At 71.4% G+C, this 26,205-nt stretch carries 31 protein-coding genes and 1 pseudogene; 22 read left to right on the top strand and 10 right to left on the bottom strand.

From position 1 onward, the window contains the following. Position 1: 1 nt before the first annotated feature. Positions 2-1,453, bottom strand: coding sequence for an MFS transporter (locus J2N69_RS13095; protein WP_269075606.1), 1,452 nt, complete (start codon positions 1,451-1,453; stop codon positions 2-4). Between the two features lie 122 nt (positions 1,454-1,575). On the opposite strand from J2N69_RS13095, the gene J2N69_RS13090 reads away from it, so the two are divergent. The 5 genes from J2N69_RS13090 to J2N69_RS13070 all read left to right on the top strand — a co-directional run bounded on the left by J2N69_RS13090 (position 1,576) and on the right by J2N69_RS13070 (position 6,086). Continuing rightward, positions 1,576-2,106 carry a winged helix-turn-helix transcriptional regulator gene (locus J2N69_RS13090; protein WP_230900909.1) on the top strand — a complete coding sequence of 177 codons (531 nt, stop codon included), beginning with the start codon at positions 1,576-1,578 and terminating at the stop codon, positions 2,104-2,106. Positions 2,107-2,251: 145 nt separating this feature from the next. Continuing rightward, complete coding sequence (locus tag J2N69_RS13085) at positions 2,252-2,563, top strand: DUF6412 domain-containing protein (RefSeq protein ID WP_230904707.1); 312 nt, start codon at positions 2,252-2,254, stop codon at positions 2,561-2,563. Positions 2,564-2,704: 141 nt separating this feature from the next. Beyond that, positions 2,705-3,454 (top strand): YidC/Oxa1 family membrane protein insertase, encoded by a 750-nt coding sequence (locus J2N69_RS13080; RefSeq protein WP_230904706.1) that lies wholly within the window; start codon positions 2,705-2,707, stop codon positions 3,452-3,454. 182 nt (positions 3,455-3,636) lie between these two features. Further along, positions 3,637-4,494, top strand: a complete 858-nt coding sequence (locus tag J2N69_RS13075) for a fumarylacetoacetate hydrolase family protein (protein WP_230900908.1) — start codon at positions 3,637-3,639, stop codon at positions 4,492-4,494. Between the two features lie 218 nt (positions 4,495-4,712). Further along, the gene (locus J2N69_RS13070) at positions 4,713-6,086 is read left to right on the top strand and encodes a hypothetical protein (RefSeq protein ID WP_230900907.1); all 1,374 of its coding nucleotides are present in this window, start codon (positions 4,713-4,715) and stop codon (positions 6,084-6,086) included. 89 nt (positions 6,087-6,175) lie between these two features. Here the strand turns inward: J2N69_RS13070 and J2N69_RS13065 are convergent, their stop codons facing one another. Together J2N69_RS13065 and J2N69_RS13060 are read right to left on the bottom strand one after the other, a co-directional pair. Continuing rightward, the gene (locus J2N69_RS13065) at positions 6,176-6,646 is read right to left on the bottom strand and encodes a heme-degrading domain-containing protein (RefSeq protein WP_230900906.1); all 471 of its coding nucleotides are present in this window, start codon (positions 6,644-6,646) and stop codon (positions 6,176-6,178) included. Beyond that, positions 6,643-7,734 (bottom strand): Gfo/Idh/MocA family protein, encoded by a 1,092-nt coding sequence (locus tag J2N69_RS13060; protein WP_230900905.1) that lies wholly within the window; start codon positions 7,732-7,734, stop codon positions 6,643-6,645. Before J2N69_RS13060 ends, J2N69_RS13065 begins: the two co-directional genes overlap by 4 nt. Before the next feature lie 56 nt (positions 7,735-7,790). Here J2N69_RS13060 and J2N69_RS13055 point away from each other — a divergent pair, with 56 nt between their 5' ends. The 11 genes and pseudogenes from J2N69_RS13055 (at position 7,791) to J2N69_RS13005 (ending at position 17,818) form a co-directional block, all read left to right on the top strand. After that, positions 7,791-8,945, top strand: a complete 1,155-nt coding sequence (locus J2N69_RS13055; RefSeq protein ID WP_230900904.1) for an ROK family transcriptional regulator — start codon at positions 7,791-7,793, stop codon at positions 8,943-8,945. Positions 8,946-9,499: 554 nt separating this feature from the next. Then, positions 9,500-10,315: an LPXTG cell wall anchor domain-containing protein gene (locus J2N69_RS13050; RefSeq protein ID WP_230900903.1), complete on the top strand. Its 816-nt coding sequence runs from the start codon at positions 9,500-9,502 to the stop codon at positions 10,313-10,315. Positions 10,316-10,394: 79 nt separating this feature from the next. Then, the gene (locus tag J2N69_RS13045) at positions 10,395-11,186 is read left to right on the top strand and encodes a GntR family transcriptional regulator (RefSeq protein ID WP_230900902.1); all 792 of its coding nucleotides are present in this window, start codon (positions 10,395-10,397) and stop codon (positions 11,184-11,186) included. Between the two features lie 136 nt (positions 11,187-11,322). Then, positions 11,323-12,447 carry a TIGR03364 family FAD-dependent oxidoreductase gene (locus tag J2N69_RS13040; RefSeq protein ID WP_230900901.1) on the top strand — a complete coding sequence of 375 codons (1,125 nt, stop codon included), beginning with the start codon at positions 11,323-11,325 and terminating at the stop codon, positions 12,445-12,447. Continuing rightward, the gene (locus J2N69_RS13035; RefSeq protein ID WP_230900900.1) at positions 12,441-13,163 is read left to right on the top strand and encodes a phosphonatase-like hydrolase; all 723 of its coding nucleotides are present in this window, start codon (positions 12,441-12,443) and stop codon (positions 13,161-13,163) included. The genes J2N69_RS13040 and J2N69_RS13035 overlap by 7 nt, the downstream gene beginning before the upstream one ends. After that, positions 13,160-14,221, top strand: a complete 1,062-nt coding sequence (locus tag J2N69_RS13030) for an ABC transporter ATP-binding protein (protein WP_230900899.1) — start codon at positions 13,160-13,162, stop codon at positions 14,219-14,221. Before J2N69_RS13035 ends, J2N69_RS13030 begins: the two co-directional genes overlap by 4 nt. Beyond that, positions 14,214-15,086: a 2-aminoethylphosphonate ABC transporter permease subunit gene (locus tag J2N69_RS13025; RefSeq protein ID WP_230900898.1), complete on the top strand. Its 873-nt coding sequence runs from the start codon at positions 14,214-14,216 to the stop codon at positions 15,084-15,086. Before J2N69_RS13030 ends, J2N69_RS13025 begins: the two co-directional genes overlap by 8 nt. After that, positions 15,073-15,900 (top strand): ABC transporter permease, encoded by an 828-nt coding sequence (locus tag J2N69_RS13020; RefSeq protein WP_230900897.1) that lies wholly within the window; start codon positions 15,073-15,075, stop codon positions 15,898-15,900. Before J2N69_RS13025 ends, J2N69_RS13020 begins: the two co-directional genes overlap by 14 nt. A 27-nt stretch (positions 15,901-15,927) precedes the next feature. Continuing rightward, positions 15,928-17,007, top strand: coding sequence for a 2-aminoethylphosphonate ABC transporter substrate-binding protein (locus tag J2N69_RS13015; RefSeq protein WP_230900896.1), 1,080 nt, complete (start codon positions 15,928-15,930; stop codon positions 17,005-17,007). A 72-nt stretch (positions 17,008-17,079) separates the two neighbouring features. Next, positions 17,080-17,221: pseudogene (locus tag J2N69_RS13010) on the top strand (TIGR01457 family HAD-type hydrolase); the annotation flags it as partial. A gap of 252 nt (positions 17,222-17,473) precedes the next feature. Further along, the gene (locus J2N69_RS13005) at positions 17,474-17,818 is read left to right on the top strand and encodes a hypothetical protein (RefSeq protein WP_230900895.1); all 345 of its coding nucleotides are present in this window, start codon (positions 17,474-17,476) and stop codon (positions 17,816-17,818) included. Between the two features lie 33 nt (positions 17,819-17,851). On the opposite strand, the gene J2N69_RS13000 is transcribed toward J2N69_RS13005, so the two are convergent. The 5 genes from J2N69_RS13000 to J2N69_RS12980 all read right to left on the bottom strand — a co-directional run bounded on the left by J2N69_RS13000 (position 17,852) and on the right by J2N69_RS12980 (position 21,340). Continuing rightward, on the bottom strand, positions 17,852-18,634 hold the full coding sequence (locus J2N69_RS13000) for an HAD-IIA family hydrolase (RefSeq protein ID WP_205034491.1): 783 nt from the start codon (positions 18,632-18,634) through the stop codon (positions 17,852-17,854). Between the two features lie 210 nt (positions 18,635-18,844). Then, on the bottom strand, positions 18,845-19,744 hold the full coding sequence (locus J2N69_RS12995; protein ID WP_230900894.1) for a cupin domain-containing protein: 900 nt from the start codon (positions 19,742-19,744) through the stop codon (positions 18,845-18,847). 24 nt (positions 19,745-19,768) lie between these two features. After that, positions 19,769-20,170: a hypothetical protein gene (locus tag J2N69_RS12990; RefSeq protein WP_230900893.1), complete on the bottom strand. Its 402-nt coding sequence runs from the start codon at positions 20,168-20,170 to the stop codon at positions 19,769-19,771. A gap of 185 nt (positions 20,171-20,355) precedes the next feature. Next, positions 20,356-20,595, bottom strand: coding sequence for a DUF397 domain-containing protein (locus J2N69_RS12985; protein WP_230900892.1), 240 nt, complete (start codon positions 20,593-20,595; stop codon positions 20,356-20,358). A 370-nt stretch (positions 20,596-20,965) separates the two neighbouring features. Next, positions 20,966-21,340, bottom strand: a complete 375-nt coding sequence (locus tag J2N69_RS12980) for a hypothetical protein (RefSeq protein WP_230900891.1) — start codon at positions 21,338-21,340, stop codon at positions 20,966-20,968. A 194-nt stretch (positions 21,341-21,534) separates the two neighbouring features. Between J2N69_RS12980 and J2N69_RS12975 the strand changes: the two genes are divergently transcribed. The 6 genes from J2N69_RS12975 to J2N69_RS12950 all read left to right on the top strand — a co-directional run bounded on the left by J2N69_RS12975 (position 21,535) and on the right by J2N69_RS12950 (position 24,945). After that, positions 21,535-21,954 (top strand): hypothetical protein, encoded by a 420-nt coding sequence (locus J2N69_RS12975; protein ID WP_230900890.1) that lies wholly within the window; start codon positions 21,535-21,537, stop codon positions 21,952-21,954. Further along, positions 21,914-22,435 (top strand): DUF6879 family protein, encoded by a 522-nt coding sequence (locus J2N69_RS12970; RefSeq protein WP_230900889.1) that lies wholly within the window; start codon positions 21,914-21,916, stop codon positions 22,433-22,435. The genes J2N69_RS12975 and J2N69_RS12970 overlap by 41 nt, the downstream gene beginning before the upstream one ends. Positions 22,436-22,442: 7 nt before the next feature. Continuing rightward, positions 22,443-23,306, top strand: coding sequence for a helix-turn-helix domain-containing protein (locus J2N69_RS12965; protein ID WP_230900888.1), 864 nt, complete (start codon positions 22,443-22,445; stop codon positions 23,304-23,306). Further along, entirely contained in the window at positions 23,299-23,484 is a 186-nt protein-coding gene (locus J2N69_RS12960; RefSeq protein ID WP_230900887.1) for a DUF397 domain-containing protein, read from the top strand. Before J2N69_RS12965 ends, J2N69_RS12960 begins: the two co-directional genes overlap by 8 nt. A 230-nt stretch (positions 23,485-23,714) precedes the next feature. Next, complete coding sequence (locus J2N69_RS12955; RefSeq protein ID WP_230900886.1) at positions 23,715-24,263, top strand: hypothetical protein; 549 nt, start codon at positions 23,715-23,717, stop codon at positions 24,261-24,263. A gap of 16 nt (positions 24,264-24,279) precedes the next feature. Continuing rightward, positions 24,280-24,945: a class F sortase gene (locus tag J2N69_RS12950; protein WP_230904705.1), complete on the top strand. Its 666-nt coding sequence runs from the start codon at positions 24,280-24,282 to the stop codon at positions 24,943-24,945. 220 nt (positions 24,946-25,165) lie between these two features. Here J2N69_RS12950 and J2N69_RS12945 read toward each other — a convergent pair whose 3' ends face one another. After that, positions 25,166-25,954: a CbtA family protein gene (locus J2N69_RS12945; protein WP_230900885.1), complete on the bottom strand. Its 789-nt coding sequence runs from the start codon at positions 25,952-25,954 to the stop codon at positions 25,166-25,168. 23 nt (positions 25,955-25,977) lie between these two features. Further along, a complete protein-coding gene (locus tag J2N69_RS12940; RefSeq protein WP_230900884.1) occupies positions 25,978-26,199 on the bottom strand; it encodes a CbtB domain-containing protein in 222 nt (73 codons plus the stop codon). Between the last annotated feature and the right edge of the window lie 6 nt (positions 26,200-26,205).

The following is a 26,205-nucleotide window of genomic DNA, read 5'->3' as shown; positions in this document are numbered from 1 at the left end:
TTCAGCCCCGCCGCTCCCGCAGCAGCAGGACCCCCGCCGCCGCCAGCACCCCGAGCCCCGCCGACACCACCATCGCCACGTCCGCTCCATGCGCGAGGTCCCCCGAGGCCGTGGAGACCGCGATCATCAGGGCGACGCCCGCCGCCGAACCGATGTACCGCGCCGTATTGCCGGCCCCCGACCCCATCGCCGCGCGGTCGGCGGGCACGGATTCGACGGCCAGCAGGGGGAGCGCCGCGTTGAGGAGGCCGCTGCCCGCGCCGGAGATCACGAGGCCTGGCAGGAGGCGGAGCCAGGAGCCGGACGCGGCCGCGCCCAGCATCGTCAGGACGGCCACGGCGTGCAGCGCGAAGCCGAGGGCGAGCTGATGGCGCGCGGAGATCCGGCCGCCGAGTCGCCTCGCCTGGAGCGCCACGGCGAACGAGGCCCCGGACCACAGGAAGATCAGCCACGCTGCGCCCATCGCGGACATGCCGATCGTGTGCTGGAGCAGCGCCGGCAGGTAGCTGAACAGCGCGATCACGGAGAAGCCGGTGAACAGCGCGCCGACGGACGACGCGAGGAAGAGCGGGCGGCGCAGCAGACCGAGGTCGAGGACCGGCGCCGTCGCGCGGCGCTCCACGGCGGCGAACGCGGCGGTGAGCAGCACGGCGGCCAGCAGCAGCGCCCCCACCGGGGCGCGCAGCCAGCCGTCGCGGCCCACGGTGAGCGCGGCCACCAGCGCGGTCGCCGCGAGGCCGAGCAGGAGCGCACCGGCCAGGTCGGTCCGGCCGCCACGCGGGGTACGGGACTCCGTCAGGGCGCGCGGCGCGAACGCGGCCACCAGCAGTGAGAGGGCGCCCATCACGACGTACGCCCAACGCCAGTGGGCCGCGGCGATGGCGCCCGCGAGGAGCGGGCCCACGGCGATGCCGCCGCTGACGCACGCCCCCCAGATGCCGGTCGCCCTGACGCGGCCGTGCCCCGCGGGGAACGCGTGGACGAGCAGGCCCAGGCTGGTCGCGAGGATGGCCGCGCTCGCCGCGCCCTGGGCGATGCGGGCCAGGGTGAACAGCAGCGTGGTCTGCGCGAGCGCGCCCAGCGTCGTGGTGACGCCGAGCCCGGCCGTGCCCCACAGGAACACCCGCCGCCTGCCGTGGTCGTCGGCGACGCTGCCGGCGGCCAGGAGGAACGCGGCGAGCCCGAGCGGGGTGCCGTTGAGCAGCCAGGCCTGGTCGGTGAGCGAGGTGCCGAGGGAGGCCGCCGTGTCCGGGAGGATCACCGCGGGCGCGGTGTAGGTCATCAGGGCCACGGAGGTGGCGGCGCTCGTGACGGCGAGGGTCGCGCCGGGGCGGGGCGTTCTCGCGGCCGCGTGGTGGGCCGTGCGAGGGGCCGCGCCCGGGGCCGGAGTGGGCCGGCTCAAGGTCGGCTGGGACGGGGCGGTGGGATCGTCCGGTACGGCGGAGCGGGGCATGGCTGGGCGCCTCCATGGTCCGACAGTCAGGTTCAGTGAATGAACTCGTAGGGTGCGGATCACCGTAGCAGGGCAAGTTCATTCATTGAACCTGCTGTCCTCGATTCGATTAGGGTGGACGCATGGCTCTCGGCAAGGACTACGTCTCCCAGCAGTGCTCGATGGCCCGCGCGCTGGAGGTCATCGGGGAGCGCTGGACCCTGCTCGTCGTCCGCGACGCGCTCTATGGAGTGCGGCGCTACAACGACTTCCTCGTGCACCTCGGCATCCCGCGCGCCGTGCTGGCGGGGCGGCTGCAGACGCTCGTCGCGGCCGGGGTCCTGGAGAAGCGGCCCTGCGCGGACACTCCCTCGCGCCATGAGTACGTCGTGACGGAGCGCGGCCGGCAGCTGTGGTGGACCCTGTGCGCGCTCGGTGCCTGGGGCCGTGACAACTTCACCGAGGGCAAGCCCCTGCGGATCTTCCGCCATGGCGCGTGCGGCACGGAACTGGGCGTCGTCGGCGACTGCCCGGCCTGCGGCATCCTCGTACCGGTCGAGGACGTGGAGATGCTGCCGGGCCCCGGACTCGATCGGGAACCCGCGGACCCGGTCAGCCGGGCCCTGGCCAGACCTCGACGCCTCCTTCAGCCGATCGAGACCGATCCTGTATAACGGGACTGTCTGTCACATGGACCGCCTGTCACAACTGGACTGTCTGTCATAACGGGACTGTCTGTTGTGGCAGAGCTGTCTGTCCGTGGGGCAATGGGTACGAGCAGCAGGCTGCGGAGAGGGGGGACCACTGGTGCGAGAGCTCATGCGCAGTTGGCAGGTCGCCGCCCGTCCGGCCCTGCTCCTCCTGTTCCTGCTCGTCGAGGTCGTCCTCGTCGACACCGGCAGCCTGACCGCCGCCGTCGCGCTCGCCGCGACCGCCGCCGCGGGCTCCGCCCTCGCCGTCTGCTCCGTGATCGCCGCGCGCTGCGCGCCCGCCGTGCCCCGCACCCGCGTGCGTACGGCCATCCGCGACCGGGAACGGCGCACCGCCTTCCTGCCCCAGCGCGACCCCGACGCCCGGGGCCGCAGGCGCCCCCGAGCGCCCGGCCGTCCCCTCCTGACGGCCGCCGCGTAGGGGATCGCACCGCACCACCGCCCCTCGCGGGTCGTCATGCCGACGCCACGGCTGTCCGCCGTCGCCTCCACTCCCGGCACGACGAGACCCTCGGAGGGCTCCGCCATGTTCGACTTCCTGTCCGATTCGTTCTCCGCCTTCATGTCCGCGTTCGCCGGACTGGTCGAGAACCTCGCCGACCTGCTCGACCCCCTCTTCCACGGCTCGGCCACCGCCGCCGCGATCGTGCTCTTCACCGCCTGCGTACGCCTCCTCGTCCACCCCCTCTCGCGCGCCTCCGCCCGCGGCCAGAAAGCGCGCGCCAAGCTGTCGCCGCAGATCGCGGAGTTGCGCAAGAAGCACGCCAAGAACCCCGAGAAGCTGCAGAAGGCGGTCCTCGAACTGCACCGCAAGGAGCAGGTCTCACCGCTCTCCGGGTGCCTGCCGAGCCTCTTCCAGCTCCCCGCGTTCTTCCTGCTCTACCACCTCTTCTCCGGCTCCGGCATCGGTGGCGGGACGAACGGACTGCTCGGCCACACGCTCCTCGCCGCGCCCCTGGGCGGCCGGTGGACCGACGCGCTGGCCGACGGCGGGGTCTTCGGGGCGCCGGGTCTGGTCTACCTGGCGCTGTTCGCCGTCGTCGCGGCGGTCGCCACCTTCACCTACGTACGCACCAAGCGGCAGATGGTGGCCGCCCCGCAGCCGTCGGCCGGTGACCCGCAGGTGCCGGGCATGGCCGCCATGACGAAGGTGATGCCGCTGATGTCGTTCATGACTCTGTTCACGGTGGCCGTGGTGCCGCTCGCCGCCGCGCTGTACGTGGTGACCACCACGACCTGGAGCGCGGTCGAGCGGGCGGTGCTGTACCGGGACATGCCGGGCGGCGCCCCGCTGGCGGCCGCGGCCGGGTGACGGGGAACGCCCTATTACCGCCTATTCGCTGGCTCCTCGCTGCCTCCTTGCTACCGCCCGGTAAGGGTCCAGTACGTGAACGGGGTCTTGCGGAGCGGACGCCGACCTTGGACGATCGACCAACCCCTGACCTCCGATGGCCGCATCCATCGGCCGGGCTACCGAAGGAATGGAGTTCGACCATGAAGCTGCTGCGAGTCGGTACGGCCGGGGCGGAGCGCCCCGCGCTGCTCGACGCCGATGGCACCCTGCGGGACCTGTCGGGGCTCGTCACGGACATCGACGGGACGCTGCTCTCCGACGCGGGCACCCTCGACCGGATACGGGCCGCCGCGGGCGCCGGGGTGCTGCCGCCGCTGGCGGCGGAGGGGCTGCGCGTCGGGCCGCCGGTCGGGCGCATCGGCAAGGTCGTGTGCATCGGGCTGAACTACCACGACCACGCCCGCGAGACGGGTGCCGAGCCGCCCGCCGAGCCCGTCGTCTTCTTCAAGGCGGCGGACACGGTGATCGGCCCGGAGGACACCGTGCTGGTGCCGCGCGGCTCGGTGAAGACCGACTGGGAGGTCGAGCTGGCCGTGGTCATCGGACGTACGGCGCGCTATCTGGAATCGCACGAGCAGGCGCTCGCGCACGTCGCGGGGTACGCGGTGGCGCACGACGTGTCCGAGCGGGAGTTCCAGATCGAGCGGGGCGGCACCTGGGACAAGGGCAAGAACTGCGAGACGTTCAACCCGCTGGGCCCCTGGCTGGTCACCGCCGACGAAGTCCCCGACCCGCAGGCGCTCTCCCTGAAACTCTGGGTCAACGGCGAGCTGAAGCAGGACGGCACGACCGCCGAGCAGATCTTCCCCGTGGCAGAAGTCGTGCGCTACGTAAGCCAGTTCATGACGCTCTACCCCGGAGACGTCATCAACACGGGTACGCCGGCGGGCGTCGCCATGGGGCAGCCCGAGCCGAAGCCGTATCTGCGGGCCGGGGACGTGGTGGAGCTGGAGATCGAGGGGCTGGGGCGGCAGCGGCAGGAGCTGAAGGACGCGTAGGCGGCGCCCGGGTGCAAGTCGGCCCCACGGGCAAGCCGCCCCGCCCACTCCCCCCACCAGCCCTGATGGCCGCCGCAGGGGCGGAACAAGCCCCTCCGTGATCCCTTGTGGCCAGTTCGGGGCTTACGCCACCACCCCCTGTGGCCACTACATTCACCCCCGACCGCACACACAGGACCGGACACACACAGGACCAGGCGACCAGGGGGAAACCGGCAATGCTGCGCTCCATAGGGCCCGTAAGCCGCTTCGGCAGATCATTCACGGCGGTGACCGCCACGGCGGCCACCCTGGCGGTCACCGCCATGAGCCTCGCCGCCTCACCGGCCGCCGCGGCACCCACCGCCCCACCGGCTGCCGCCACGACGACGGCCAAGCCCGGCGACACCTGTACGGCGGCCGACCTCGGCACCCGCAAGCCGTACATCAAGTCCACCGAAGTCTCCCCGACGATCACCCACTTCAAGGGCTGGTTCGTCACCGAGGGCACCACCGGCAACCAGGTCGTCACCACCAGCACCCAGACGGTCATCTCGGTCTCCGTCGGCGTCACCGGCGGTTTCGAGGGCAGCTTCCCCGTCCAGACCCTCACCGCCGCCGGCGCGACCCTGGGCCTGAGCGTGAAGGTCGACGCCTCCTCCACGAGCACCGAGTCGAACGCGGTCACGTGGAACTTCAACCAGCCCGGCTACTACGGCGTCTACAAGGGCACCAAGAAGGTCACCGGTACGTACGCGAGCCTGAACTGCAACCGCGTCCAACAGAGCGGCGGCGGCTGGGCGTTGCAGTGGATCGAGGGCCCCGGCGGCGGCAACTTCACCACCTTCACCACCGTGGAGGAAGGCGCGGTGCGCTGCCAGGACAGCGTGCCCGCGAACAGCATCATGGCCAAGGCGCAGGGCCTCCTCGACTGCGGCTCGCCCGCCGCCAAGGCCGAGCGCCCGGCGGGTGCGGTGCCGCCCACGGCGCAGCAGAAGCGGGACCGCCTCGCGCAGCGCCAGGCCGCCACCGGCGGCAAGGCCGCCGGACAGCCCACGGCCGCCGGACAGCCCAAGGTCGCCGGACAGCCCAAGGTCGCCGGAGAGCCCAAGGCCGGCGGGCCCGGCGCGAAGGCCGGCGCGCCCATCGCGAAGGCCGACCTCAGCTGCGGGGCCGAGCTCTACAGGATCACCGTCCCCGGCAAACCCCTCTCCTGGGGCGCGCCGCACCTCAGGGCCGACAGTGTCCGCCTGCGGCCCTCGACGATCTTCAGCGGCAACCTGGACCAGTGGCGCCTGTGCAACGTGACGGAGCGCGACGGGGTCATGGAGGCGACCCTGTGGAACTTGGGCAACCAGGCGTGCGCCACCATCCCCGTGCAGAGCGCGGGCGCCGACCAGGCGCCCCTGATGATGGCGTCCCCCTGCACGGAGGACGACCTCCAGCGGTTCTACATCTACCGTGATGTGCCCGGGAGCTCGCAGATCGGTGTGCAGAACAAGTACACCGGCTCCATGATGGGCCACGACCGGTACGCGGACGGGGAGTCCGTACGCCAGTACTCCAGCGGCAGGCAGGACGGTACGGGTACGTACACCCTGAACCGCGTCTGACCGCGCACGCGCTGTGAGCGGCCCCGCACGAGAACCCGGTGACTTCCCGGTTCCGTGCGGGGCTGGCTTTTTGCTGGGCCGAGGGTGGCTCAGGCGGCGATGAACCGCTCCAGCGCCGCCACCACCAGCGCGTGGTCCTCCACCTGCGGCAGCCCCGACACCACCACCGCGCCGATGACCCCGGCGCCCTCGACCGCGAGCGGGAACGCGCCGCCGTGCGCCGCGTACGTGTCGGGGTCCAGGCGGGAGGAGTCCTCGAAGGTCGTGCCCTTGGCGCGGAACCGGGCGCCGACCAGGTACGACGAGCAGCCATAGCGTTCGACGACGCGGCGCTTGCGGTCGATCCAGGCGTCGTTGTCCGGGGTCGAGCCCGGCAGCGCCGCGTGGAACAGCTGCTGGCCGCCGCGCGTGATGTCGATCGCCACCGGGGCACGGCGCTCGCGGGCCAGCTCCACCAGGAGCGAGCCGAGCGCCCACGCGTCGTCGTACGTGAAGCGGGGCAGGACCAGGCGGCGCTCCTGCGCCTCCAACTCCTCCACGGAGGGCGGCGCGGCGGTCACAGCGTCACCGTCACACCGTCGCGGGCCGAGCGGCGGGCCGCCTCCAGGACGTCCAGGGCCGCGGCGGCCTGGAGCGCGGTGACGGGGTTCTCGCCGGTGCCGCGCAGGGCGTCGGCGATCGCCGCGTAGTACGCGGGGTAGTCGCCGGGCAGCGTCGGCACGGGGCGGCCGCCGCCGGTCGGCGGGGACTCGCCGGAGCCGATCCGGCCCCACATCGTCTCGGGCTCCACGCCCCAGGGGTCCTGCGTGGTGGGGCGCCTGCCCTCGCGCAGGGCGGCTTCCTGCGGGTCGAGGCCGTACTTCACGTACCCCGCCTTCGAGCCGAGGGCCCGGAAGCGGGGGCCGAGCTGGGCGGTGGTGGCGCTCACGTACAGGTGCGAGCGGACGCCGTTCGTGTGGGTGATCGCGATGAACGTGTCGTCGTCGGCCTCCGCGCCCGGGCGGCGCACGTCCGACTCGGCGTAGACGCTCGTGGCCGGGCCGAAGAGGACCAGGGCCTGGTCGACGACGTGGCTGCCGAGGTCGTAGAGGAGACCGCCGATCTCCTGCGGGTCCCCGGACTCGCGCCAGCCGCCCTTGGGCTGCGGCCGCCACCGCTCGAAACGGGACTCGAAGCGCCATACGTCACCCAGCTCGCCGTCCGCGAGAAGCTGCCGCAGGGTGCGGAAGTCGTTGTCCCAGCGGCGGTTCTGGAAGACGGACAGGAGCAGGCCGCGCTCGTCGGCGAGGGCGGCCAGCTCGCGTGCCTCGGCGGCCGTGCCCGCGATCGGCTTGTCGACGACGACCGGCAGGCCCGCCTTGAGGGCGGCCGTCGCGAGCGATACGTGCGTCTTGTTCGGGGACGCGACGACGACCAGGTCCAGCTCGTCCGCCCGCGTCCACAGCTCGTCGGCCGAGGCCGCGCAGCGCAGGTCGTCGCCGAACTCGGCGCGGGCCTGTGCCTGCCGCTCGGGGTTCGACGTCACGACCGTGTCGAGGACGAGGCCTTCGGTGGCGGCGATCAGCGGGGCGTGGAAGACGGAACCCGCGAGGCCGTACCCGACGAGGCCGACGCGGAGGGGGGAGCCTGAGGAGCCTGTGCCAGTCATGCCTTCCACTTAAGCAACGGTGTTGCCAAAGTGCAAGCGAGCAGGACAATGGCCCTGTGAAGTCGTACGTGAACTGGGCGAACTCCGGAGTGAACCTGCCGGCGCTGCGCGGCCACAACGCCGCGCTCGTACTTGACCTGCTGCGCGGGGCGGGCGCGGCGGGCATCAGCCGCCTGGAGCTGGCCGAGCGCACCGGGCTCACCCCGCAGGCCGTCAGCAAGATCACCGCGCGGTTGCGGGCCGAGGGCCTTGCGGCGGAGGCGGGCCGCCGCGCCTCGACGGGCGGCAAGCCCCGCACGGTTCTGCGCCTGGTCCCCGAGGCGGGCCACGCGGTCGGCCTCCACCTGGACCGCGACGAACTGCGGGCGGTCCTCGTCGACCTGACCGGCGCGGTGGTCGCCGAGCGCCGTGCCCCGCTGGACTTCGGCGCGGGGGCGGAGGCGGTCGTGGAGGCGGCGGCCGGGGAGGTGCGGGGGCTTGTCGGGGACGGGGTGGCGGGCCCGGTGCCGGGACCCGGGGGTGTCGGTGTCGCGCTGCCCGGGCCGCTGGACCACGCGGCGGGCGTGCTGCGGCGCGTGACCGGGTTTCCGGAGTGGGACGGGTTTCCGCTGCGGGACGCGCTGGCGGGGCGGCTCGGGCTGCCGGTGGTCGTGGACAAGGACACCAACGCCGCCGCTCTCGGCCTCGCCCTCGCCGGTGAGGACGCCTCCGGTTCCTTCGCGTATCTGCATCTGGGCACCGGGCTCGGCGCGGGGCTCGTGCTCGGCGGCGCGCTGCACCGCGGCGCCCGTACCGGAGCGGGGGAGTTCGGGCATCAGGTGCTGCGGCTGGACGGGCCGCTGTGCGGGTGCGGGGACCGCGGGTGCGTCGAGGCGCTGTGCCTGGCCGCCGTCGCCCGAGGCGACCTGGAGGAGGCCGCGCGGGTGCTCGGGACGGCCGCCGGGAACCTGGTCGGGCTGCTCGACGTCGACCGCGTCCTGCTGGGCGGGCGGACGGTGTTCGCCGCGGATGGGCTGTTCGTACGGGGTGTGGGCGCCGTCGTCGCCGAGCGCGTCCGGCGCGGTGGCGGGGAGGCGGAGGTGCCGGTCACCCTCGCCCCGGGAGGGGAGCGCGCCGTCGCGGAGGGCGCCGCCCAGCTGGTCCTCGCACCCCTGTTCGGCCGCGCGGACGCGGCGCCTTCGGCCCAGCACGCCGGGCGAGATCTCAACTGATCGTGGGGTTCTGGACCGTCCGATCGGGCCTACCGGGGGGTGGCGCCGCGGGACGGCCGTGAGGGCGTGGGAGGGTCGCGGCCGTGACCGGCGACCCCGGCCACCGTTCTCCGCCGCCGCCCACCACCCCCGGGCGCACGGAAGCCGCCCGGCCAACGGCTCGGGGGCCCGGCCTGCCGCTTCTCTGGCGTACGGATCACGGGGGGGGCAAGGGCTGTGCCCGCCCGGCACGGTCCGTTTCCGCCCGTCCGGCAAGGTCGAGCCTGTGCGGCACGGTCAAGCCCGCTCGTCCCAGCAAGGTCGAGCCTGTGCGGCACGGTCAAGCCCGCTCGTCCCAGCAAGGTCGAGCCTGTGCGGCAAGGTCAAGCCCGCCCGTCCGAGCAAGGTCAAGCCCGCCCGGCATGGTCAAGCCCGCCCGTCCCGACAAGGTCCGTTCCCACCCGCCTCTGCAAAGCCCGCTCCCCCCGGCACCGGCCAAGCCCACTCCCCCCCCCACCCCGGCAAGGTCCGTCCGCCCCCGGCAAGGCCCGCTCCCGTCCCGGCAAAGGTCCGTCATGCGATTCCGTAGTTCCCCTCCCTTCGGCGTCGCCGCCACCGCCGCCACCGCCCTCGCCACCGCCCTCGCGTCCACCGTGGTCGCCGCGCCCGCCGCCGCGGAGGAACCCGGTGCCGTCCCGCAGGTGCGGCGGCAGCCACACGCCGCCGGGCCGCCGCCCAGCTGTGCCCCGGCCGACCGTGTCGACTTCCCCCTCGACACCCGCATCCACGAGGGCCCCGCCGCCTACCGGCCCGGCGGCGACCGGCATGAGTGGGCGATCGACCTCACCAACGCCACGGACGAGCCCTGCGTCGGGGTCCACCCCATCCTGGTCCTCGTCGGCCAGCGGCAGCCGCTGCTGCCGGAGCAGATCCGGCTGGAGTTCCACGACGGGACGCGCTGGCGGGCCGTGCCGTTCGAGAGGACCGACCAGGACGAGAACGTCGGCGTCCTCGACGACGGCTTCCCCGGCTTCACCGTCGGCCCCGCCCGGACCCTCACCGTCAGGGTCCGCCTCGCCTTCACCTCCGACGCCCTGCCGAACCGCGTCGTGGCGTCGGCCGCGCTGGTGCAGCGCCGGGAGAACGACGGCGACTGGGTGGGCGACTCCAATGACTATGGGTTCACCGTCGCGGCGGACGCCCCCGATGCCGCCGCCTCCGACACCCCCGGCTCCCGCGAGCCGTCCACCGCGCCGCCCGAAACGATCGAGCAGCTCGCGCAGACCGGCCCCGCCACCCTGCTCGGCGTCGGGGCCGCCGCCGGCGCCCTCCTCCTCGGCGGCGCCGCCCTGCTGGCCCGCTACCGCCGCCTCCGCGCGACCGGCCGCTGAGCCGCCCGCCCCGCCCAACGCCCTGCGCACCGGCCCACCGCTCACCTCCCGGTTCACGTACGTCTGGGAACATCCCCCGGTGGACACCCCGAACCCCGCCCAGCCCCCCGCCCACCTGCTCGGCCAGGCCCCCGGCGCCCCCGTCCGCTCCGGTATCCCCGAGCACGGGCGCATCCCGAAGTACTACGCCGTGAAGGCCCGCATCGCCGCGCTCACGGACGAGTTGGGGGTCGGGCAGGCCCTGCCCACCGAGCGGGATCTCGCCGAGCGGTACGAGGTGGCGCGCGAGACCGTGCGGCAGGCGCTGCGCGAACTCCTCCTGGAGGGGCGGCTGCGCAGGCAGGGGCGTGGCACCGTCGTCGCGGGACCGAAGCTGGAGCAGCCGCTCTCCCTGGCGAGTTACACCGAAGGCGTACGCAGGCAGGGGCGCACGCCCGGCCGGCACCTCATCTCCCTCGACCGCTTCCCGTGCCCGGCCGCGCTCGCCGCCGAGATCGACGCCGAGGCGGGCGAGCCCGTCTGGCACATGGAACGCGTCCTGCTCGCCGACGACGAACGGGCCGGCCTGGAGAGCACATACGTGTCCGTGGCGCGGGTGCCGCGCCTGGACCGCGACTTCGAGCCGGACTCCTCCTTCTACGCCTACCTGCGCGACCGGCTCGGCATCGTCTTCGGCGACGCCGACGAACGCATCGAGACGGTCCTCGCCACCCCGCGCGAGGCCCTGCTCATCGGGACGCCGCCCGCTCTGCCCATGCTGCTGATCCACCGGCTGTCACGGGACACCGCGGGCCGCCCCCTGGAGCGGGTGCGCACGCTCTACCGGGGTGACCGGTTCTCGTTCACCACGCACCTGGGCGGCCAGGGCTAGACACCTCGCGACGGCGTCAACCTGCCAGGCGGGATAACGAGACGGTAACGGGTCTGGTCCAAGCTTGGGTGGCCGTTCACCGACCCGTTGCCGTTCGGTCCCGCGCGGGCCACCCGCCCGCAGGAGCGTTGCCGCCGTGAGAGTCATCGTCGTAGGAGCCGGCGTGGTGGGCACCATGCACGCCTGGCACGCAGTGGAACGCGGCCACGAGGTCGTACAGATCGAGCGCGAGAGCGAGGCGCGCGGGGCCTCCCTGCGCAACTTCGGGCAGATATGGGTGAGCGGCCGGGCGGGCGGCGAGGAGCTGGACACCGCCCTGCGCGCCCGCGAGCTGTGGGAAGGGATCGGGGCGCGCGTGCCGGGGCTCGGCTTCCGCGCCAACGGCTCCCTCACTCTCGTGCGCACCGAACGCGAGCGCGCGGTCGCCGAGGCCGCGCTCGCCCGCCCGGACGCCGCCGCCCGCGGCTACAAGCTCCTCGGGGAGCAGGAGGCGCGCGCCCTCAACCCCGCCCTGCGCGGCGACTTCCTCGCCGCCCTGTGGTGCGAGCGCGACGCCGCCGTGGAGCCCCGCACCGCCCAACTGCGGCTGCGCGAAGCCCTCCTGGCCTCGCCGCGCTACACCTTCCTGCCCGGCCGCGAGGTCCGCGAGGTCGTCGGCGCCGGCGCGGTGCGCGACGACCACGGCGACGTGCACTCCGGTGACGTCGTCGTCCTCGCCACCGGCGCCTGGCTCGGCGGCCTCGTGCGCGAACTGGCCGGTCCCGACCTGCCCGTGCGCCGCGTCCGCCTCCAGATGATGCAGACCGCGCCGCTAGGCGAACCGCTCACCACCTCCGTCGCCGACGCCGACAGCTTCCGCTACTACCCGGCGTACGCGTCCGGCGCGCTCGACGCGCTCAACGCCGGGCAGGCGCAGGCCCCGACCGCCGCAGCGCACAAGATGCAGCTGCTCATGGTGCAGCGCGCGGACGGCGGCCTGACCATCGGCGACACCCACGAGTACGAACACCCCTTCGCCTTCGACACCGTCGAGGACCCCTACGGCCACCTCACCGAGGTCGTCGAGGGCTTCCTCGGCCGCCCGCTGCCGAAGATCACGCGGCGCTGGGCGGGGGTGTACGCGCAGTGCGTCGACACGAGCCGGGTCGTGCACCGCCAGCAGGTGCGCGACGGCGTGTGGCTGGTCACCGGGCCCGGCGGGCGCGGCATGACCTGCTCACCGGCGATCGCCGAGACGACCGCGGACGAACTGGGATGGTGAGGGAGTTGCGGTTCCCGGAACACCCCGTGGGTCTGGTCGTGCTCGACATGGCCGGGACCACCGTCGCCGACGGCGGCCTCGTCGAGCAGGCCTTCTCCGCCGCCGCCACCGAACTCGGCGTCGAGCCCGGCTCGGCCGGCCACGCCGAGAAGCTCGCGTACGTGCGCGCCACGATGGGCGAGTCCAAGATCTCCGTCTTCCGGCACCTCTTCGGCGAGGAGACGCTCGCCCAGCGGGCCAACACCGCCTTCGAGCAGGCGTACGGGGAGCTGGTCGACGGCGGCCGGATCGCGCCGATCCCCGGGGCGAGGCAGGCCATCGAGCGGCTCAAGGACCAGGGCCGCACCGTGGTGCTGACCACCGGCTTCGCCCGCGTCACCCAGGACGCCATCCTGGACGCCCTCGGCTGGCGCGGCCTCGTCGAGCTGACCCTGTGCCCCGCCGACGCGGGCGGCCGCGGCAGGCCCTACCCGGACATGGTGCTCAGCGCCTTCCTGCGCACGGGGGCCGTGGCGGGCGTCCAGGAGGTCGCCGTCGTGGGCGACACCGCGTACGACATGACGAGCGGGGTGCGGGCCGGGGCGGGCGTCGTCGCGGGCGTGCTGACCGGCGCGCACGGCGAGGCACGGCTGAGGGAGCACGGCGCCACGCACGTCCTCGCCTCGGTCGCCGAACTGCCCGGCCTGCTCGCGCCGCCCACCGGGGCGCGACCATGAGCAGCGGCATCCGCTTCGACCGGGTCAGTGTCGCCTACGGCAGGACCACCGTCCTCGACGCGCTCGACCTGACCGTCGAGCCCGGCGAGGTCATGGCCCTGCTCGGGCCCTCCGGCTCCGGCAAGACCACCGCGCTGCGGGCCGTCGCGGGCTTCGTACGGCCCGTGTCGGGGCGCGTGTTCATCGGGGAGCGCGACGTCACCGCGCTGCCGCCGCACCGGCGCGGGATCGGCATGGTCGTCCAGCAGTACGCCCTCTTCCCGCACCTGCGCGTCGCGGACAACGTCGCCTTCGGCCTGAAGGCGCGGAAGACCGCCAGGGCCGAGATCCCCGGCCGCGTCGCCGAGGCCCTGGAGATGACCGGGATGGCCGCGTACGCCAAGCGGTTCCCGCGCGAGCTGTCCGGCGGCCAGCAGCAGCGCGTCGCCATCGCGCGGGCGCTGGCCGTCCGGCCGGGCGTCCTGCTCCTCGACGAGCCGCTCTCCGCACTCGACGCGCAGCTGCGCTCCGGCATGCTGGCGGAACTGGCGCGCCTGCACCGCGAGTTGCCGGACGTCTCCATCCTCTACGTCACCCATGACCAGGTGGAGGCGCTCACCCTCGCCGACCGGATCGCCGTCATGGACCGGGCCCGGCTCCAGGACTGCGGAACGCCCCAGCAGCTCTACCGGACCCCGCGCACGGAGTTCACGGCGTCCTTCGTGGGCAACGCGAACCTCCTCGCGGTGACGGTGGGCGGCGCGGGAGCGGTGTCCTTCGGCGGCTTCGAACTGCAGGCCGACACGGGGGAGGCCGCGCCCGGAGCGGCGGCCACGCTGTGCGTGCGGCCGCATCTCGTCGGGCTCGGGGACGGGCCCAACGCCCTCACCGGCCGGGTGGCCGAGGTCCAGTGGCGGGGCGCCACGCACCGGCTCTACGTCGAAGTGGGCGAGGGCGGCGAGCGGGTCAAGGCGGACGTCCGGGAGCTGCGGACGCCGCCCCGCATCGGGGACGAGGTCACCGTGCACTTCGCGCCCCAGGACGCGGTGCTGCTCTCCGCGGAGGTGACCGATGGCTAGTACGACGCTGCCGGCCGCCCCCGCGCGAAAAGCGGAGGCCCGGTGCACGGTGCCCCGCTGGGTGTGGGCCCTGCCTCCCGCCGCCCTCCTCGCGCTCGCCTTCCTCTATCCCCTCGCCCTCGTCGTCCGGCAGTCCGTGCGGCCGGACAGCGGCGGGACCTCTCTTGGGCCGTACGCGGACGTCTTCGCCTCCGAGGCGTTCCGTGAGGCGCTCGGCACCACCGTGTGGCTGGCGCTCGGGGCGACCGCGGGGTGCCTCGTGCTCGGGTTCGCGCTGGCGCTGGTCATCGCCTTCGTGCCGTTCCCCGGCGGGAACGCCGTGGCGAAGTTCGTCGACGTCTTCCTCTCCTTCCCGTCCTTCCTGATCACCTTGGCCCTGCTGTTCGTCTACGGCACGAAGGGCATGGCCAACGGGGTGTGGACGGAGGCGACCGGTGCCGCCGAGGGCCCCTTCCAGTTCCTGACGACCCCCTGGGGCGTACTCCTCGCGGAGATCACCTACTTCACGCCCTTCGTGATGCGCCCACTGCTCGCCGCGTTCTCGCAGATCGACACGGCGCAGATCGAGGTCGCCTCCAGCCTCGGCGCCCGGCCCGCACGCGTCGTGCGGCGCGTCATCCTGCCCGAGTCGCTGCCCGCGCTCGCCGCCGGCGGCAGCCTCGTCCTCGTCATGTGCCTGAACGAGTTCGGCATCGTCCTCTTCACCGGCGCCAAGGACGTCACGACCCTGCCGACGCTCGTCTACGGCAAGGCCATGCTCGAAGCCGACTACCCGGCGGCCTGCGTCGTCGCCGTCGTCAACATCGCCATCTCCATGGGCCTCTACGGCCTCTACCGGGTGGTGAGCCGTCGTGCTGGTGCATAGCCGCGCGGGCAGGTGGGCGCTGCGGGCCCTCTTCCTCGTCCTCTTCCTGCCCCTCTTCGCGCTGCCGCTGCTGGTGATCCTCGCGGCGTCCTTCTCCGCGCACTGGTCGGGCGCCTTCCCCTCCGGCTTCACCACCGGGCACTACGCGGCGGCCACCCGCGGGGAGTCGCTCCAGGCCCTCACCACCAGCCTGGTCACCGCCGTCGGCGCCAGTCTGCTCGCGCTCGCCACCGGGACCTGGGCCGCGCTCGCCGCCGCGTCGCTGAAGCGGGGCGGCGGCCCGAAACCCGGGCTGTCCCGGTTCCTCGGGAAGACCCTCGACACGCTCTTCATGCTGCCCGTCGCCGTGCCGTCCGTCGTGGTCGGCCTCGCGGTCCTCGTCGCGTTCAGCGAGCCGCCGATGCTCCTCAACGGCACGCGCTGGATCGTGCTCCTCGCCCACGCCGTCCTCGTCACGGCCTTCGCCCACCAGTCGGTCTCCGCCGCCGTCGCCCGCCTCGACCCGGCGTACGAACAGGCCGCCGCCTCGCTCGGCGCCCGCCCCTCGTACGTCCTGTGGAGGGTGCGACTGCCCCTGCTGCTGCCCTCCCTGAGCGCGGCCGCCGGGCTCTGCTTCGCCCTGTCCATGGGCGAGCTGAGCGCCACCATGATGCTCTACCCGCCCGACTGGACACCGCTGCCCGTGCGGATCTACGCGGCGACCGACCGCGGCTCGGCCTTCACCGGCGCCGCCCTCGCGGTGGTCCTGATGGCCGCGACGCTGCTCGTCCTCCTCGCCGTCTCCCGCGTCCGCACCCGCGCCTCCTACCGCTGAGAACCCCTCCAAGGAGTACGAAACGCCATGTCCCGCCCCACCCGAGTCCGCCGCCGCCTCCGCCCGGCCGCCGCCGTCACCTGCGGTCTCCTCCTCGCCGGTTCCCTCACCGCCTGCGGCGGCTCCGCCGCCTCCGACGAGAACGTCGTCACCGTCTACAGCGCCGACGGCCTCAAGGGCGAGAAGGGCGACGGCTGGTACGACCGTGTCTTCAAGGACTTCGAGAAGAAGACCGGCATCAAGGTGAACTACGTGGAGGGCGGCTCCGGCGAGATGGTGCAGCGCGCCGTCCGCGAGAAGTCCAACACGCAGGCCGACGTCCTCATCACGCTGCCGCCCTTCATCCAACAGGCCGCGGAGAAGGGGCTGTTGACGGCGTACCGGCCCAAGGGCTCCGAAGAGGTCGACGGCGCCGACAAGGCCGCCGACGGCACGTGGACCTCCGTCGTCAACAACTACTTCGGCTTCATCTACAACAAGAAGGAACTGCCCGGCGGCAAGGCCCCCAAGACGTGGGAGGACCTCACCGGCAGCGCGTACCGGGGCAAGGTGCAGTACTCCACGCCCGGCGTCGCGGGCGACGGCACCGCCGTGCTCATCAAGGCCATGCACGACTTCGGCGGCCGCGAGCCCGCGATGGCGTACCTGAAGAAGCTCCAGGCCAACAACGTCGGCCCCGCCGCCTCCACCGGCAAGCTGGCGCCCAAGGTCGACAAGGGCGAACTGCTCGCCGCCAACGGCGACGTCCAGATGAACCACGCCCAGTCCAAGGACATGCCGAACCTCAAGATCTGGTTCCCCGCCAGGGAAGGCGGCAAGCGGACCACCTTCGCCCTGCCCTACGCGGCCGGGCTCGTCGCCAAGGCCCCGCACAGCGCCAACGCCAGGAAGCTCCTCGACCACCTGCTCAGCCGGGAGGCGCAGCGCCAGGTCAGCGAGGTCGGCGGCGGCTTCGCGGCCCGCAAGGACGTCAAGGCCACCGACGCGAACGCGGTCGCGCTCGACAAGATCATGGAGGGCGTCGAGATCTTCGAGCCGGACTGGACGGACATATCGGAGAACCTCCGCGGCTACGTGGAGGACTGGAAGTCGGCGACCGGCAGCTGATCGTAGGGTGGAGGCGTCGGCACAGCGCTGTCCCGGCGCCCCAGCCAACCCGTACACCGCAGGAGTGCACCTCATGGCATCTACACGGCGCGCGACCTCCAGGCCCGGCTGACCCGCATGGGCCTCGAAGTGCCCGTCGAGAACACCTGGACGGTACGTCCTGACCGACCACGACCCGGACTACGTGGTGCTCGGCGGGCCTGGCACGCACACAACGCGTTTGGGCCTGACCTGCGGAAACGTCGGTTCAGTGGTGCGCGAGGGGCTTGCTCTGGCCGCTTGAGCTAGTTAGACGTCTTCTTTTGGCGGGGCGTGCTCGTTGGGCAGGGCCTAACGAGTGCTCGTCGCTTGATTGTTCCTGCGGCGAATCTGGTCACCCAGAAGGGTGAATTCGCTGTCTCGGGCGTTCCCGCCATGTGGAACCCACCGGTACGACTGCGACATGATGAAATCTCTTCTTTCGAGCATGGCCGCTGTCACGCTCGCTTTCGGGGCCTTCACGTACGGCTCGACAGCACATGCTGCGGAGGTCCCGACTCTCGCCGCAGCAGGCAAATCCGCAGTCCTTCAAGCGGCGTGCGAGATCGGCGGTCCCCACACCGACTTCAAGGGCACCAGCATCCACATGCGCAACAGGCCGGGCGGGGACCACGTCGGATGGGCCAACCAGGGTGACTGTGCGTACTGGTACCAGGCCGATTCCGGCCCCACGGTCCAGTGCCCGGATGGCAGCAGGACGGCCGCCTGGCAGCTTGTGCAGAATAAGCGCACCGGTGTGGTCGGCTATGTTTCCGCCTGCTATCTAGGCTGAATCGGCAGGCCTCAGGGCCTGTGCGGCCGTCGGTCACACGAGGTCGACCAGGTCCGCGATCGAGTCCTTCACATGGGTCGGCCGGTAGGGGAAGCGGCTGACGTCGTCCGCAGTGGCTGTCAGGCCGGTGAGCACCAGGAAGGTCTCCATCCCCGCTTCCAGTCCAGCGAGAATGTCCGTGTCCATTCGGTCGCCAATCATTGCGCTCGTCTCCGAGTGGGCGCCGATGGTGTTGAGCGCAGTCCGCATCATCAGAGGATTGGGCTTGCCGATGAAATAGGGCTTCTTACCGGTAGCCGCAGTGATCAACGCTGCGACGGCTCCCGTGGCGGGAAGCGCTCCCTCGGCAGATGGGCCCGTCTCATCAGGGTTCGTGGCGATAAACCGCGCGCCATCGTTGATGAGCCGCACCGCCTTGGTCATAGCCTCGAACGAATAGGTTCGAGTCTCACCCAAGATCACGAAATCGGGCTCGGTATCCGTCAGGACATACCCCACCTCGTGCATGGCTGTCGTCAGGCCGGCCTCACCGATGACATAGGCGGAGCCCCCAGGGTGCTGGTCGTCCAGGAACTTCGCGGTGGCCAGAGCAGAGGTCCAGATGTTCTCCGCAGGCACGTCCAGACCAATGCGGCTCAGCCGAGCGTGCAGGTCCCGCGCCGTATAGATCGAATTGTTGGTCAGGACCAGGAACGGCCGGCCGGAGTCACGCAGCTTCTTGATGAAGGCATCAGCTCCTGGCACCGGGATGCCTTCGTGCATGAGCACCCCGTCCATGTCGGTCAGCCACGATTCGATGGGCTTACGCTCTGCCATGTTGCCGGTCTCCTGTACGCAAGGGCCTGCTGGGTGCCGGGGCGACACTGTGCCGCGACGCCCACAGCGTAGCCAGAGGGACGCCGGTCAGTTCATTCACCCTGGCCTGCGATGAGACCGCACCTTGTCGCCAATGGCGGCTGGGCAGGTTCCTGCGCTGGGGCTCACGACATCGGTGAGCCCCAGCCGCTAACCGTTCATTCACGCATCTCAGCTGGAGTACTCCCGCTCTGTAAGCGCCATTTGCCGAACGGCCGGCACGAGGTCGTCCACGTTGAGGGAGTCCAGGTGGCGTCGAAGCGCCTGGCGAGCCGCACGCAGTCGCTCGACCAACGCGCCCCCGGTGATATCGCCAGGGAGGATGATCCGCCGGAACTCCGGGTCCTCGATCGCATCCGCCACCAGCTTCTCCGCCAGCCACATCGGGGTGCGTTCCGGGATGGCGAAGGTCAGGTGGATGCTGTCCTCGTCCGTAACGACGTGCGGGTTGTGCACCCACCCGCGCGGCAACAGGAGGGACTGGCCCGGCTGTAGGTCGACCTCCACGTCCGGGCCGGTGGCCTCCCAGGTGGGGATGTAGTCGTCCCGCCAGACACGCCAGCTCTCGTTGTGCTCCCGCATCGGAGCCTCAACCGGCGGCTCCCAGAGCTGCCACCGTTTCATGCCCGCGATCTGGACGATCACGGCGATCTGCTGGTCCCAGTGGTGCCGCAGGCCCTGGTTGGCCGGTGGGGTGAGGAACGTGTGGACGTAGTTCGAGCACCCGGTCTCCTGCTGGATGTCCCGGGAGACTTGGGCCATGGCGGGGATGACGCGCTGGAGGTTGCCGAGGCGGATCGTGTGACCGCTCTCGTACAGTCGCGCGAGCTTCGCGCGGTCGGCCCGCCCATTCGTGGTGAACGCCTTCTGGTTCAGGGACGGGTTGGGCGCCTTGACGACGGCGATCTCGTCGGCCGGGACGCACCCCCTGAAGACGTAGCCCCGGATCACCTCCGCGGAGGCCACCTCGTCCAGGGCCGTCCTACCGCGCTCGTAGACGCGGGGTTCATCCGGCCACGAGGTCAGCAGATCGGTTACGCCGTTCTCGGGCAGTAAGAGACGCAGCGACATTGCGTCGCCTCCTTCTGTGCAGGATCACGAAGGGGGGAGCGGGCAGGAAATCTCAGGGTGGAACCTGTTCGGGCAGCACACCACGGACAGTGAGAAGAGGCTCTTCGAGGGGATGTAGTACACCCAGCACACGTCGACTCCGCGCGGCAGCACGTCGGCGGCGTACTCCAGTTTCACGTCGAGATCGGCATACGCCTGGCGTCCGTCCTCCCGCTCGAACGGCCGGTTCGCCTCGTACTGCTTCCGCATCCAGGCCAGGGCACCTCCCACATCCGTCCACGTGAGGTCGACGGAGACCTGGTTCTGCCTCATCAGCCAGTGGCCGGTCATCATCGGCGGCACGTTGCCCGTCTGGAACTCCGCGGCGGCTGCTCGGTACCGAACGAGGAGTTCCTGGTGCTTCGTGTCCTCAGGGCCTGTCACCATCGGCGGGCCGTTGGGATGTGCCGGCCGCCGTCTGCCCTCCTGCGCGTACACGAACGCGGCTCCGATCCATGGTCCACACCCGTGCCAGTGCCCTGGCCAGCTCATACGTGCCCTTCTGGGAAGTGCAGGGCCGCCCCGCCGAAGTGGGGCGACCCTTACCGTCACCTGGTGGGGAAGCGCCGGACTCAGAGCGCCAGGCCCCGCTTCTTCGCCCAGCCGACGACGAAGTCGTCCACCTCGGCGGCGGTGAAACGCAGCTCCTTGCCCGCACCTTCCGGCTTGTTGTCGGTGAGGACGAACGCCGACTCCGCGCCGGGGATCGCGGCCACCTCGATGCAGGACTCGTGCTCACCTTGGAGGTTGCCGCCGCAGAAGTTCTCGAACGTCGCACCGGTGACGGGCAGGTTGTAGATGCTGCTGGACATGGGAATGACCTCTCTGTGCAACTGCTGTGCGGAGAGACGTTCTCCGCGCCGTCGTGCACTTGCGACCCACCCCGGTACGAGCTGCCCTTCTTCGGGGGATGGCTGGCCGGGGTGGGCGTTCAGTTCCACCCCCGCGAGGGCAACGCCGTACGGGGGAGCCGGCGGACTTTCACTCGCGGGGGCGGAAGATCATTGGCTGACGACCCAGAGGGCTACGCCGACCGACGAGCAGGCCAGGATCATGAGCCCCTGGAAGATCCACTGCCGCCAGCCGAGTGGGCGTCGGCGCCGGCTCTTGCGATGCCGAGCCCGAGGGCCAGCATGAGGGCGAGCAGCGTCAGGACGTAAATGACCTGCTGCGCCCTGGGACTCATGAGACACCCGTCCCGCTCCTCTGGCTGTAGATCCACAGGAGGCGTCGAGCCAGGCCGGCAACATCGCGCATGAAGAAGTACGCGGCGAAGGCCGGCGTGTCAGGGGTGGGCCGGTGCCGCAGGTCGAGCAGCTTGTACGCCCTGCGGTACAGCTCCTTGACCATGTCGTCGCTGTCCGCCCCCAGGTCTTCAACCAGAAGCCGTTCCAGGTGGCCGATCAGGGCGGGCGTCCGCGCGTCGATCTCATCGCGGGTCGTCGTCCCCAGTGGCGTCGCAAGGGCGCTGTCGGTGCTGTCCCCGATCAACTCATCGTAGATCGCTGGTCCGTCGATGCTCGAAGCGTTGCTGGTCTCGCCCACGGTGGACACCACGCATCTCCCCTCGGGTACCGCACTGAATTGCAGATTCCCTGGCTGCTGAGTTCGGAACGACCGTAGAGCGGCCCGTGACCAACAACCAAGAAGATTGCGCGAGTTTGCAGCAAGCGGATTGACGGCGCCGAACGCGCCCTCGACCATCGAGGCGCCGCGCAATCTCACGCAAGGCAGACGACAGGAGAACAACCATGAAGCTACGGTTCCTTGGTAAGAACTCCAAAGTGGGCGACTGCCCTACCCTCTACGCCACCGACCAGGACACTTACCTCGTCCAGGGCTGGAGGATTGCCTTGGACGACCCTCGGATGCAGCTCGACATCCCTGCGGGGAAGACCGCGGTGGAGGTCCCCGCCGAGCTGTTCGAGCACCTGGGGAAGGACGGTCTTCCCTCTGGACAGTTCATGCGTTTTGAGGACCCGCTCATGGTCCTCACACCGAGTGGTACGTACGTTGTGCAGGGCCAGGAGGTGACCGATCCCGAGGCCCTGGCCCAGATGTCGATTCCGGACTACGAGACAGTGGTCGAGGTCTCCAAGGCCGCGATCACAGCCCTACTGGAGGAACCACGTGGAGCTGATCTCCAGCGCCGAGCGCAACCGGCTCATTGAGGCTGTCGCGCACGATGCCTTCCATCTGGAGCTGAGGGACGACTACTCAGTGCCATTGGAGGACGGGCCGTACGAGAAGTGGCTCGCGGGAGTGGTCGACAACGCCTTCATGGACTCGTGGCTGACGATGGTCCGAGGGCTCACCCAGGAGGGCAAGACGGTGCGGCGGGTCCGCGTGGTGACTGAGCCGCACACTCCGTACATCCGCTGGGAGCACGAGGGAACTCCGCTCAACGAAGAAGTCGGCGAGCAGATCCGATGGTTGCCGCGCCACAAGTTGCCCGAGGGCCTGGTCTTTCCGGTCGAAGGCAACGACTGGTGGCTCTTCGACGACAAGCTCCTGGCAGTCGGGCACTTCGACGCGAACGGAAGGGTCCTCGGTTCCGAAGTGATCGACGATCCCGAGACGGTCGCCGAATGCGTCCGTGTCCGGGACCTCCTCTGGGACTCTGCAATCCAGCACTCCGAGTACAAGCCCTGACCGAGCAGTGAACAACCAGGCACAGGAGACCCGCGAGGCGTTGGGCGCCCGGCTGCGTGGATTCCGCAAGGACGCGGGGTTCACCAGCGGCCGGGCCTTCGCTGCTGTCACCGGTTGGCAGGAGTCGAAGGTCTCTCGCATCGAGAACGGCAAGCAGAACGCGAGTGAGGACGACATCCGGGTCTGGTGCGAGAAGACCGGCCGCTCGGCCGAGATCTCGGACCTGGTCGCCACCGTCCGACACATAGACGAACTGTGGATGGAGTGGCGCCGGCAGCTCCAGGAAGGCACTGAGAACCGCCAGAAGAAGTCCCTGCCGCTCTATCGGAAGACGAAGGTGTTCAGGATCTGGGACCCTTCCACGATCTGGGGCACCATCCAAACCTCCGACTACGCGGAAGTCATCTTCGAACAGGTGTCGAACTTCTATGAATCGCCGGCTGACACGGAGGCTGCCGTGGCCAAGCGCCTTGAACGACAGTCGTACCTCTATAAGGGTGATCGGATCTTCAACGTGCTCCTTGGTGAGCAGGCCCTCTACTCGAACCACGGCGGGTCGGGGGTCATGAGGGCGCAACTCGACCGACTGATAGCGGTGATGGCGCTACCTCGACTCAGCCTGGGCATCGTCCCACGGTCGGCCCCCCTCGAACTCTGGATCGGACATGCCTTCTCGATGTTCGACGACAAGCTCGTGATGGTGGAGACCTACTCCGCGGAGATGTCAGTGACGCAGCCGCGGGAAGTCGAGCAATACCGGAAGGCATTCGAGTTTCACCGACGGTCCGCCGTCTACGGGCAGCCCGCGAGGGAGCTGATCCTAAAGGCCATCCAGCATTTTGAGCGCATGGGAAGGAGAAACCGTGAATGAAGAGCCGAATTGGCACACAAGTAGCTACACGAAGTCGGATACATGCGTCGAAGTCGCCGATAACCTCCCGAAGAAGGTTCTGGTTCGGGACTCCAAGCGCCGACAGGGGGCATTTCTGGACGTCCCGGACTCCTCCTGGGCCGATTTCGTCGAGTTCAGCAAGGATTTCCAGGTGTAGGCAGGTGCGTCCTGACCCCCTCTCTCGGGCGTGGGTCAGGTCCGGAACACAAAGGTATTACCCCCGTATTGTGTGTGCCTGTAATTGTTCATTCATGCGCGGGTGGTGCTCACCGGCCTGACGTCCCGGCGTCGACCGGGTCTGAACCACCCGCACGGCCCCCCGTTTGACCGCTGCCGGGATGCGGGGAGCGGGGCAGGGCGTGAACCTCGTAGGACAGGAGGTTCACGATGCGTATATGTTCCCTCGCTCCTCGTGCGGCCGGGGTGGCGGCTCTCATAGCGGTCGCCCTGCCCGGTGGGGTGGCCGCGGCCCACGAGGACGGTTCCGTGGACGCCACCGTCACCCCCGCGAGCGCGGCGCCCGGCGCCTCCGTGGAGGTGCGTGTGAGCGGCTGCGAGGGCGCCACCGGATCGGCCGGCGCCGGTGCCTTCGAGGGGGAGGCGAAGCTCACCGGGCGGGGCGGCGACGATCTCCACGGCACCGCCACCATCCGCAAGGGCGTCACCGGGTCCTACGAACTCACCGTCATCTGCGACGGCCACCCCCACCAGGGCGTCGGCACCGTCCGCGTGATCCAGCGCAACGCCCAGCCGAGCGCCCCGGTGCGCGCCGGTGGCGGCGGCACCGCCCGCCTCACCTCGGCGGTGTCCCCGGAGGCCGACGGCGCCGACGAGGCGGGACCCGGCACCCGGCACGCCGTGATCGGCCTCATCCTCGCCGGGGTCGCGGCGGTCGCCGTGGCGTTCCGCAGCGTCCGCCGGCGCCGCTCCGAGTGACGGGCGGGACGTGAGCGTGTCCGGCGGCGAACGCCCGTCCGGGTCCGGACGCCTGCTGACCGGCGTCGCCTGGGCGATCCTCCTCGTGGGCCTCGCGCTGTGGGGCAGCGGCGTCGCGAACCTCCCCGGTGGCCTCTCCGGGCCCGCGACCGGCGACGTGGCGGCGGTCGGCCGCCCCCACGCCGTCGAACTGCCGCCCGCCCACGAGCCGTTGGCGCCCGCCCGGCCCCTGCGGGTCGAGGTGCCGTCCCTCAAGGTCGGCGCCCCGGTGACCGCCCGCGGCCTGGACGCGCGCGGCGCGATCGACCCGCCGCCGTTCGCCCAGGGGGACACCGTCGGCTGGTACGGCGGCGGCACCCGCCCCGGCGCCCCCGGCGCGGCCCTCTTCGTCGGCCACGTCGACACCGAGACGGACCCCGCGGTCTTCTACGACCTCAGCGCGGCGCGCCCCGGCGAGAAGATCGACGTGACCCGCGACGACGGCACCGTCGCCCGGTTCACGATCGACGACGTCCAGGTGGTCACCAGCGACCGCTTCGACGCGCGGAAGGCCTACGGCCCCCATGAGGAGGGCCGCGCCGAACTGCGCCTGATCACCTGCGGCGGCACCTTCGACCGGGCCACGCGCGCCTACACGGCGAACGTGATCGTCTCGGCGTACCTCACGGGCGTACGCCGCTAGGGCCTGTCTGACAATTCCCGTCTGCCTCGCGACGCCATGCACGCTCCCCCGAGCTCTTCGAGCAGGGGGTGCCCCCACTCGCCGCACCGGGCGCAGAGCCAAGTACATCCAGTACGAGGCCCTACGCCCGGCACGCCGAGAGCACGCACCTGACGCCGCGAGGCCGCCCTCCGGGCGACGACGGGAATTGTCAGACAGGCCCTGGGGGCGGCCCGTAGCGCTAGGCGGCCTGCCGCCCGGCCAGTGCCGGGGCCGGAGCCGTCGTCGCGGCACCTCTGGCCGCGCGCACGCCGAGACCGCCGAAGACCGCCGCGAACACCGCCCACAGCAGGGCGTGCGAGGCCAGCGACAGCATGCGGAAGTCCCACAGCAGCGACGCGTCGACCGGCACCGGGTCGGGGTTGCCCGGCAGCAGGAAGAGCGCCGCGAGGACGGCGACCGCGGTGAGGGCCGTCGCGATGTGCCGCACCGGTTCGGGGCGCGCGGCGAGGCGCACGTACACCTGGCGCACCAGGAACATGCCGAGCACGCCGATGACGACAGCCGCGAGCCAGAGCGCCTGGCGGTCGCCGACGGTGCCCGCGTCGCCGACGCCCGGCGGGTTCGCCGGATAGCGCAGCCCGGGCAGGAGCGAGACCGCGAGGAAGGCCGCCGCGGAGAAGGCCAGCGCGCGCGGCCACGGCAGGGCGCGCGGATCGCGCCGGTGCACCGCGGCGTACGCGACGGCGAACAGCACGCCGACGGCCAGGCCCGCGACGACCGCGGTGACGACGAGACCGCCGTGCTGGGTGGAGCGGCTGAACAGCTCTTCGTGGTGCTGGACGGCCTGGGCCGCGCCGTGCGCGTGCTCCTCGGCGGCCGCCCGCTTCTCCTCGGCGCGGATCGCGCGGTCCATCAACGGCTCGGCGAGCAGCAGGGAGAAGAGGCCGGCCGTGAGACCCGCCGCTCCGCCCGCGGCCAGACCGCGTCCGAGCAGGGGAAGTACAGGGGAGGAAGGTGCTGAGGGCATGGTGCTGATGTCCGTCCGCCCGGTCAGTGGCACGGGGCACCGAAGAGGTGCCGGCCGTCGTGCGCGAACTCGTGGAGGTAGTCGCCGGTCGCCGAGATCAGCGAGCCGTTGTCCATGAAGACGGCGTAGAGCGCGATGAGCGCGACGACCGCGGCGGCCGAGGCGATCAGCCAGTCACGGGTCCGCGTCACGGCGGCCTGGCTCGCCGTGGTGTCGGTGTGCGGAGCTGCGGAGTGCAGGGACATACCGGG

The sequence above is a fragment of the Streptomyces huasconensis genome, from assembly GCF_021028635.1.
In the GTDB taxonomy this organism is placed as follows: Bacteria; Actinomycetota; Actinomycetes; order Streptomycetales; family Streptomycetaceae; genus Streptomyces; species Streptomyces huasconensis.
The sequence above is the reverse complement of the archived record's forward strand: the minus strand, read 5'-3'. Positions and strand labels throughout refer to the sequence as shown.

Coding starts and splice junctions, on each gene's coding strand:
- J2N69_RS12990 (WP_230900893.1), bottom strand. CDS start 20,170: ATGGTGACAGGCCCTGAGGACACGAAGCACCAGGAACTCCTCGTTCGG.
- J2N69_RS13075 (WP_230900908.1), top strand. CDS start 3,637: ATGAAGCTGCTGCGAGTCGGTACGGCCGGGGCGGAGCGCCCCGCGCTG.
- J2N69_RS13030 (WP_230900899.1), top strand. CDS start 13,160: ATGAGCAGCGGCATCCGCTTCGACCGGGTCAGTGTCGCCTACGGCAGG.
- J2N69_RS13050 (WP_230900903.1), top strand. CDS start 9,500: ATGCGATTCCGTAGTTCCCCTCCCTTCGGCGTCGCCGCCACCGCCGCC.
- J2N69_RS13085 (WP_230904707.1), top strand. CDS start 2,252: ATGCGCAGTTGGCAGGTCGCCGCCCGTCCGGCCCTGCTCCTCCTGTTC.
- J2N69_RS13035 (WP_230900900.1), top strand. CDS start 12,441: ATGGTGAGGGAGTTGCGGTTCCCGGAACACCCCGTGGGTCTGGTCGTG.
- J2N69_RS13095 (WP_269075606.1), bottom strand. CDS start 1,453: ATGCCCCGCTCCGCCGTACCGGACGATCCCACCGCCCCGTCCCAGCCG.
- J2N69_RS12975 (WP_230900890.1), top strand. CDS start 21,535: ATGAAGCTACGGTTCCTTGGTAAGAACTCCAAAGTGGGCGACTGCCCT.
- J2N69_RS12995 (WP_230900894.1), bottom strand. CDS start 19,744: ATGTCGCTGCGTCTCTTACTGCCCGAGAACGGCGTAACCGATCTGCTG.
- J2N69_RS12940 (WP_230900884.1), bottom strand. CDS start 26,199: ATGTCCCTGCACTCCGCAGCTCCGCACACCGACACCACGGCGAGCCAG.
- J2N69_RS13015 (WP_230900896.1), top strand. CDS start 15,928: ATGTCCCGCCCCACCCGAGTCCGCCGCCGCCTCCGCCCGGCCGCCGCC.
- J2N69_RS13005 (WP_230900895.1), top strand. CDS start 17,474: ATGGCCGCTGTCACGCTCGCTTTCGGGGCCTTCACGTACGGCTCGACA.
- J2N69_RS13060 (WP_230900905.1), bottom strand. CDS start 7,734: ATGACTGGCACAGGCTCCTCAGGCTCCCCCCTCCGCGTCGGCCTCGTC.
- J2N69_RS13000 (WP_205034491.1), bottom strand. CDS start 18,634: ATGGCAGAGCGTAAGCCCATCGAATCGTGGCTGACCGACATGGACGGG.
- J2N69_RS12955 (WP_230900886.1), top strand. CDS start 23,715: ATGCGTATATGTTCCCTCGCTCCTCGTGCGGCCGGGGTGGCGGCTCTC.
- J2N69_RS13090 (WP_230900909.1), top strand. CDS start 1,576: ATGGCTCTCGGCAAGGACTACGTCTCCCAGCAGTGCTCGATGGCCCGC.
- J2N69_RS12945 (WP_230900885.1), bottom strand. CDS start 25,954: ATGCCCTCAGCACCTTCCTCCCCTGTACTTCCCCTGCTCGGACGCGGT.
- J2N69_RS12985 (WP_230900892.1), bottom strand. CDS start 20,595: ATGTCCAGCAGCATCTACAACCTGCCCGTCACCGGTGCGACGTTCGAG.
- J2N69_RS13025 (WP_230900898.1), top strand. CDS start 14,214: ATGGCTAGTACGACGCTGCCGGCCGCCCCCGCGCGAAAAGCGGAGGCC.
- J2N69_RS13070 (WP_230900907.1), top strand. CDS start 4,713: ATGCTGCGCTCCATAGGGCCCGTAAGCCGCTTCGGCAGATCATTCACG.
- J2N69_RS13080 (WP_230904706.1), top strand. CDS start 2,705: ATGTCCGCGTTCGCCGGACTGGTCGAGAACCTCGCCGACCTGCTCGAC.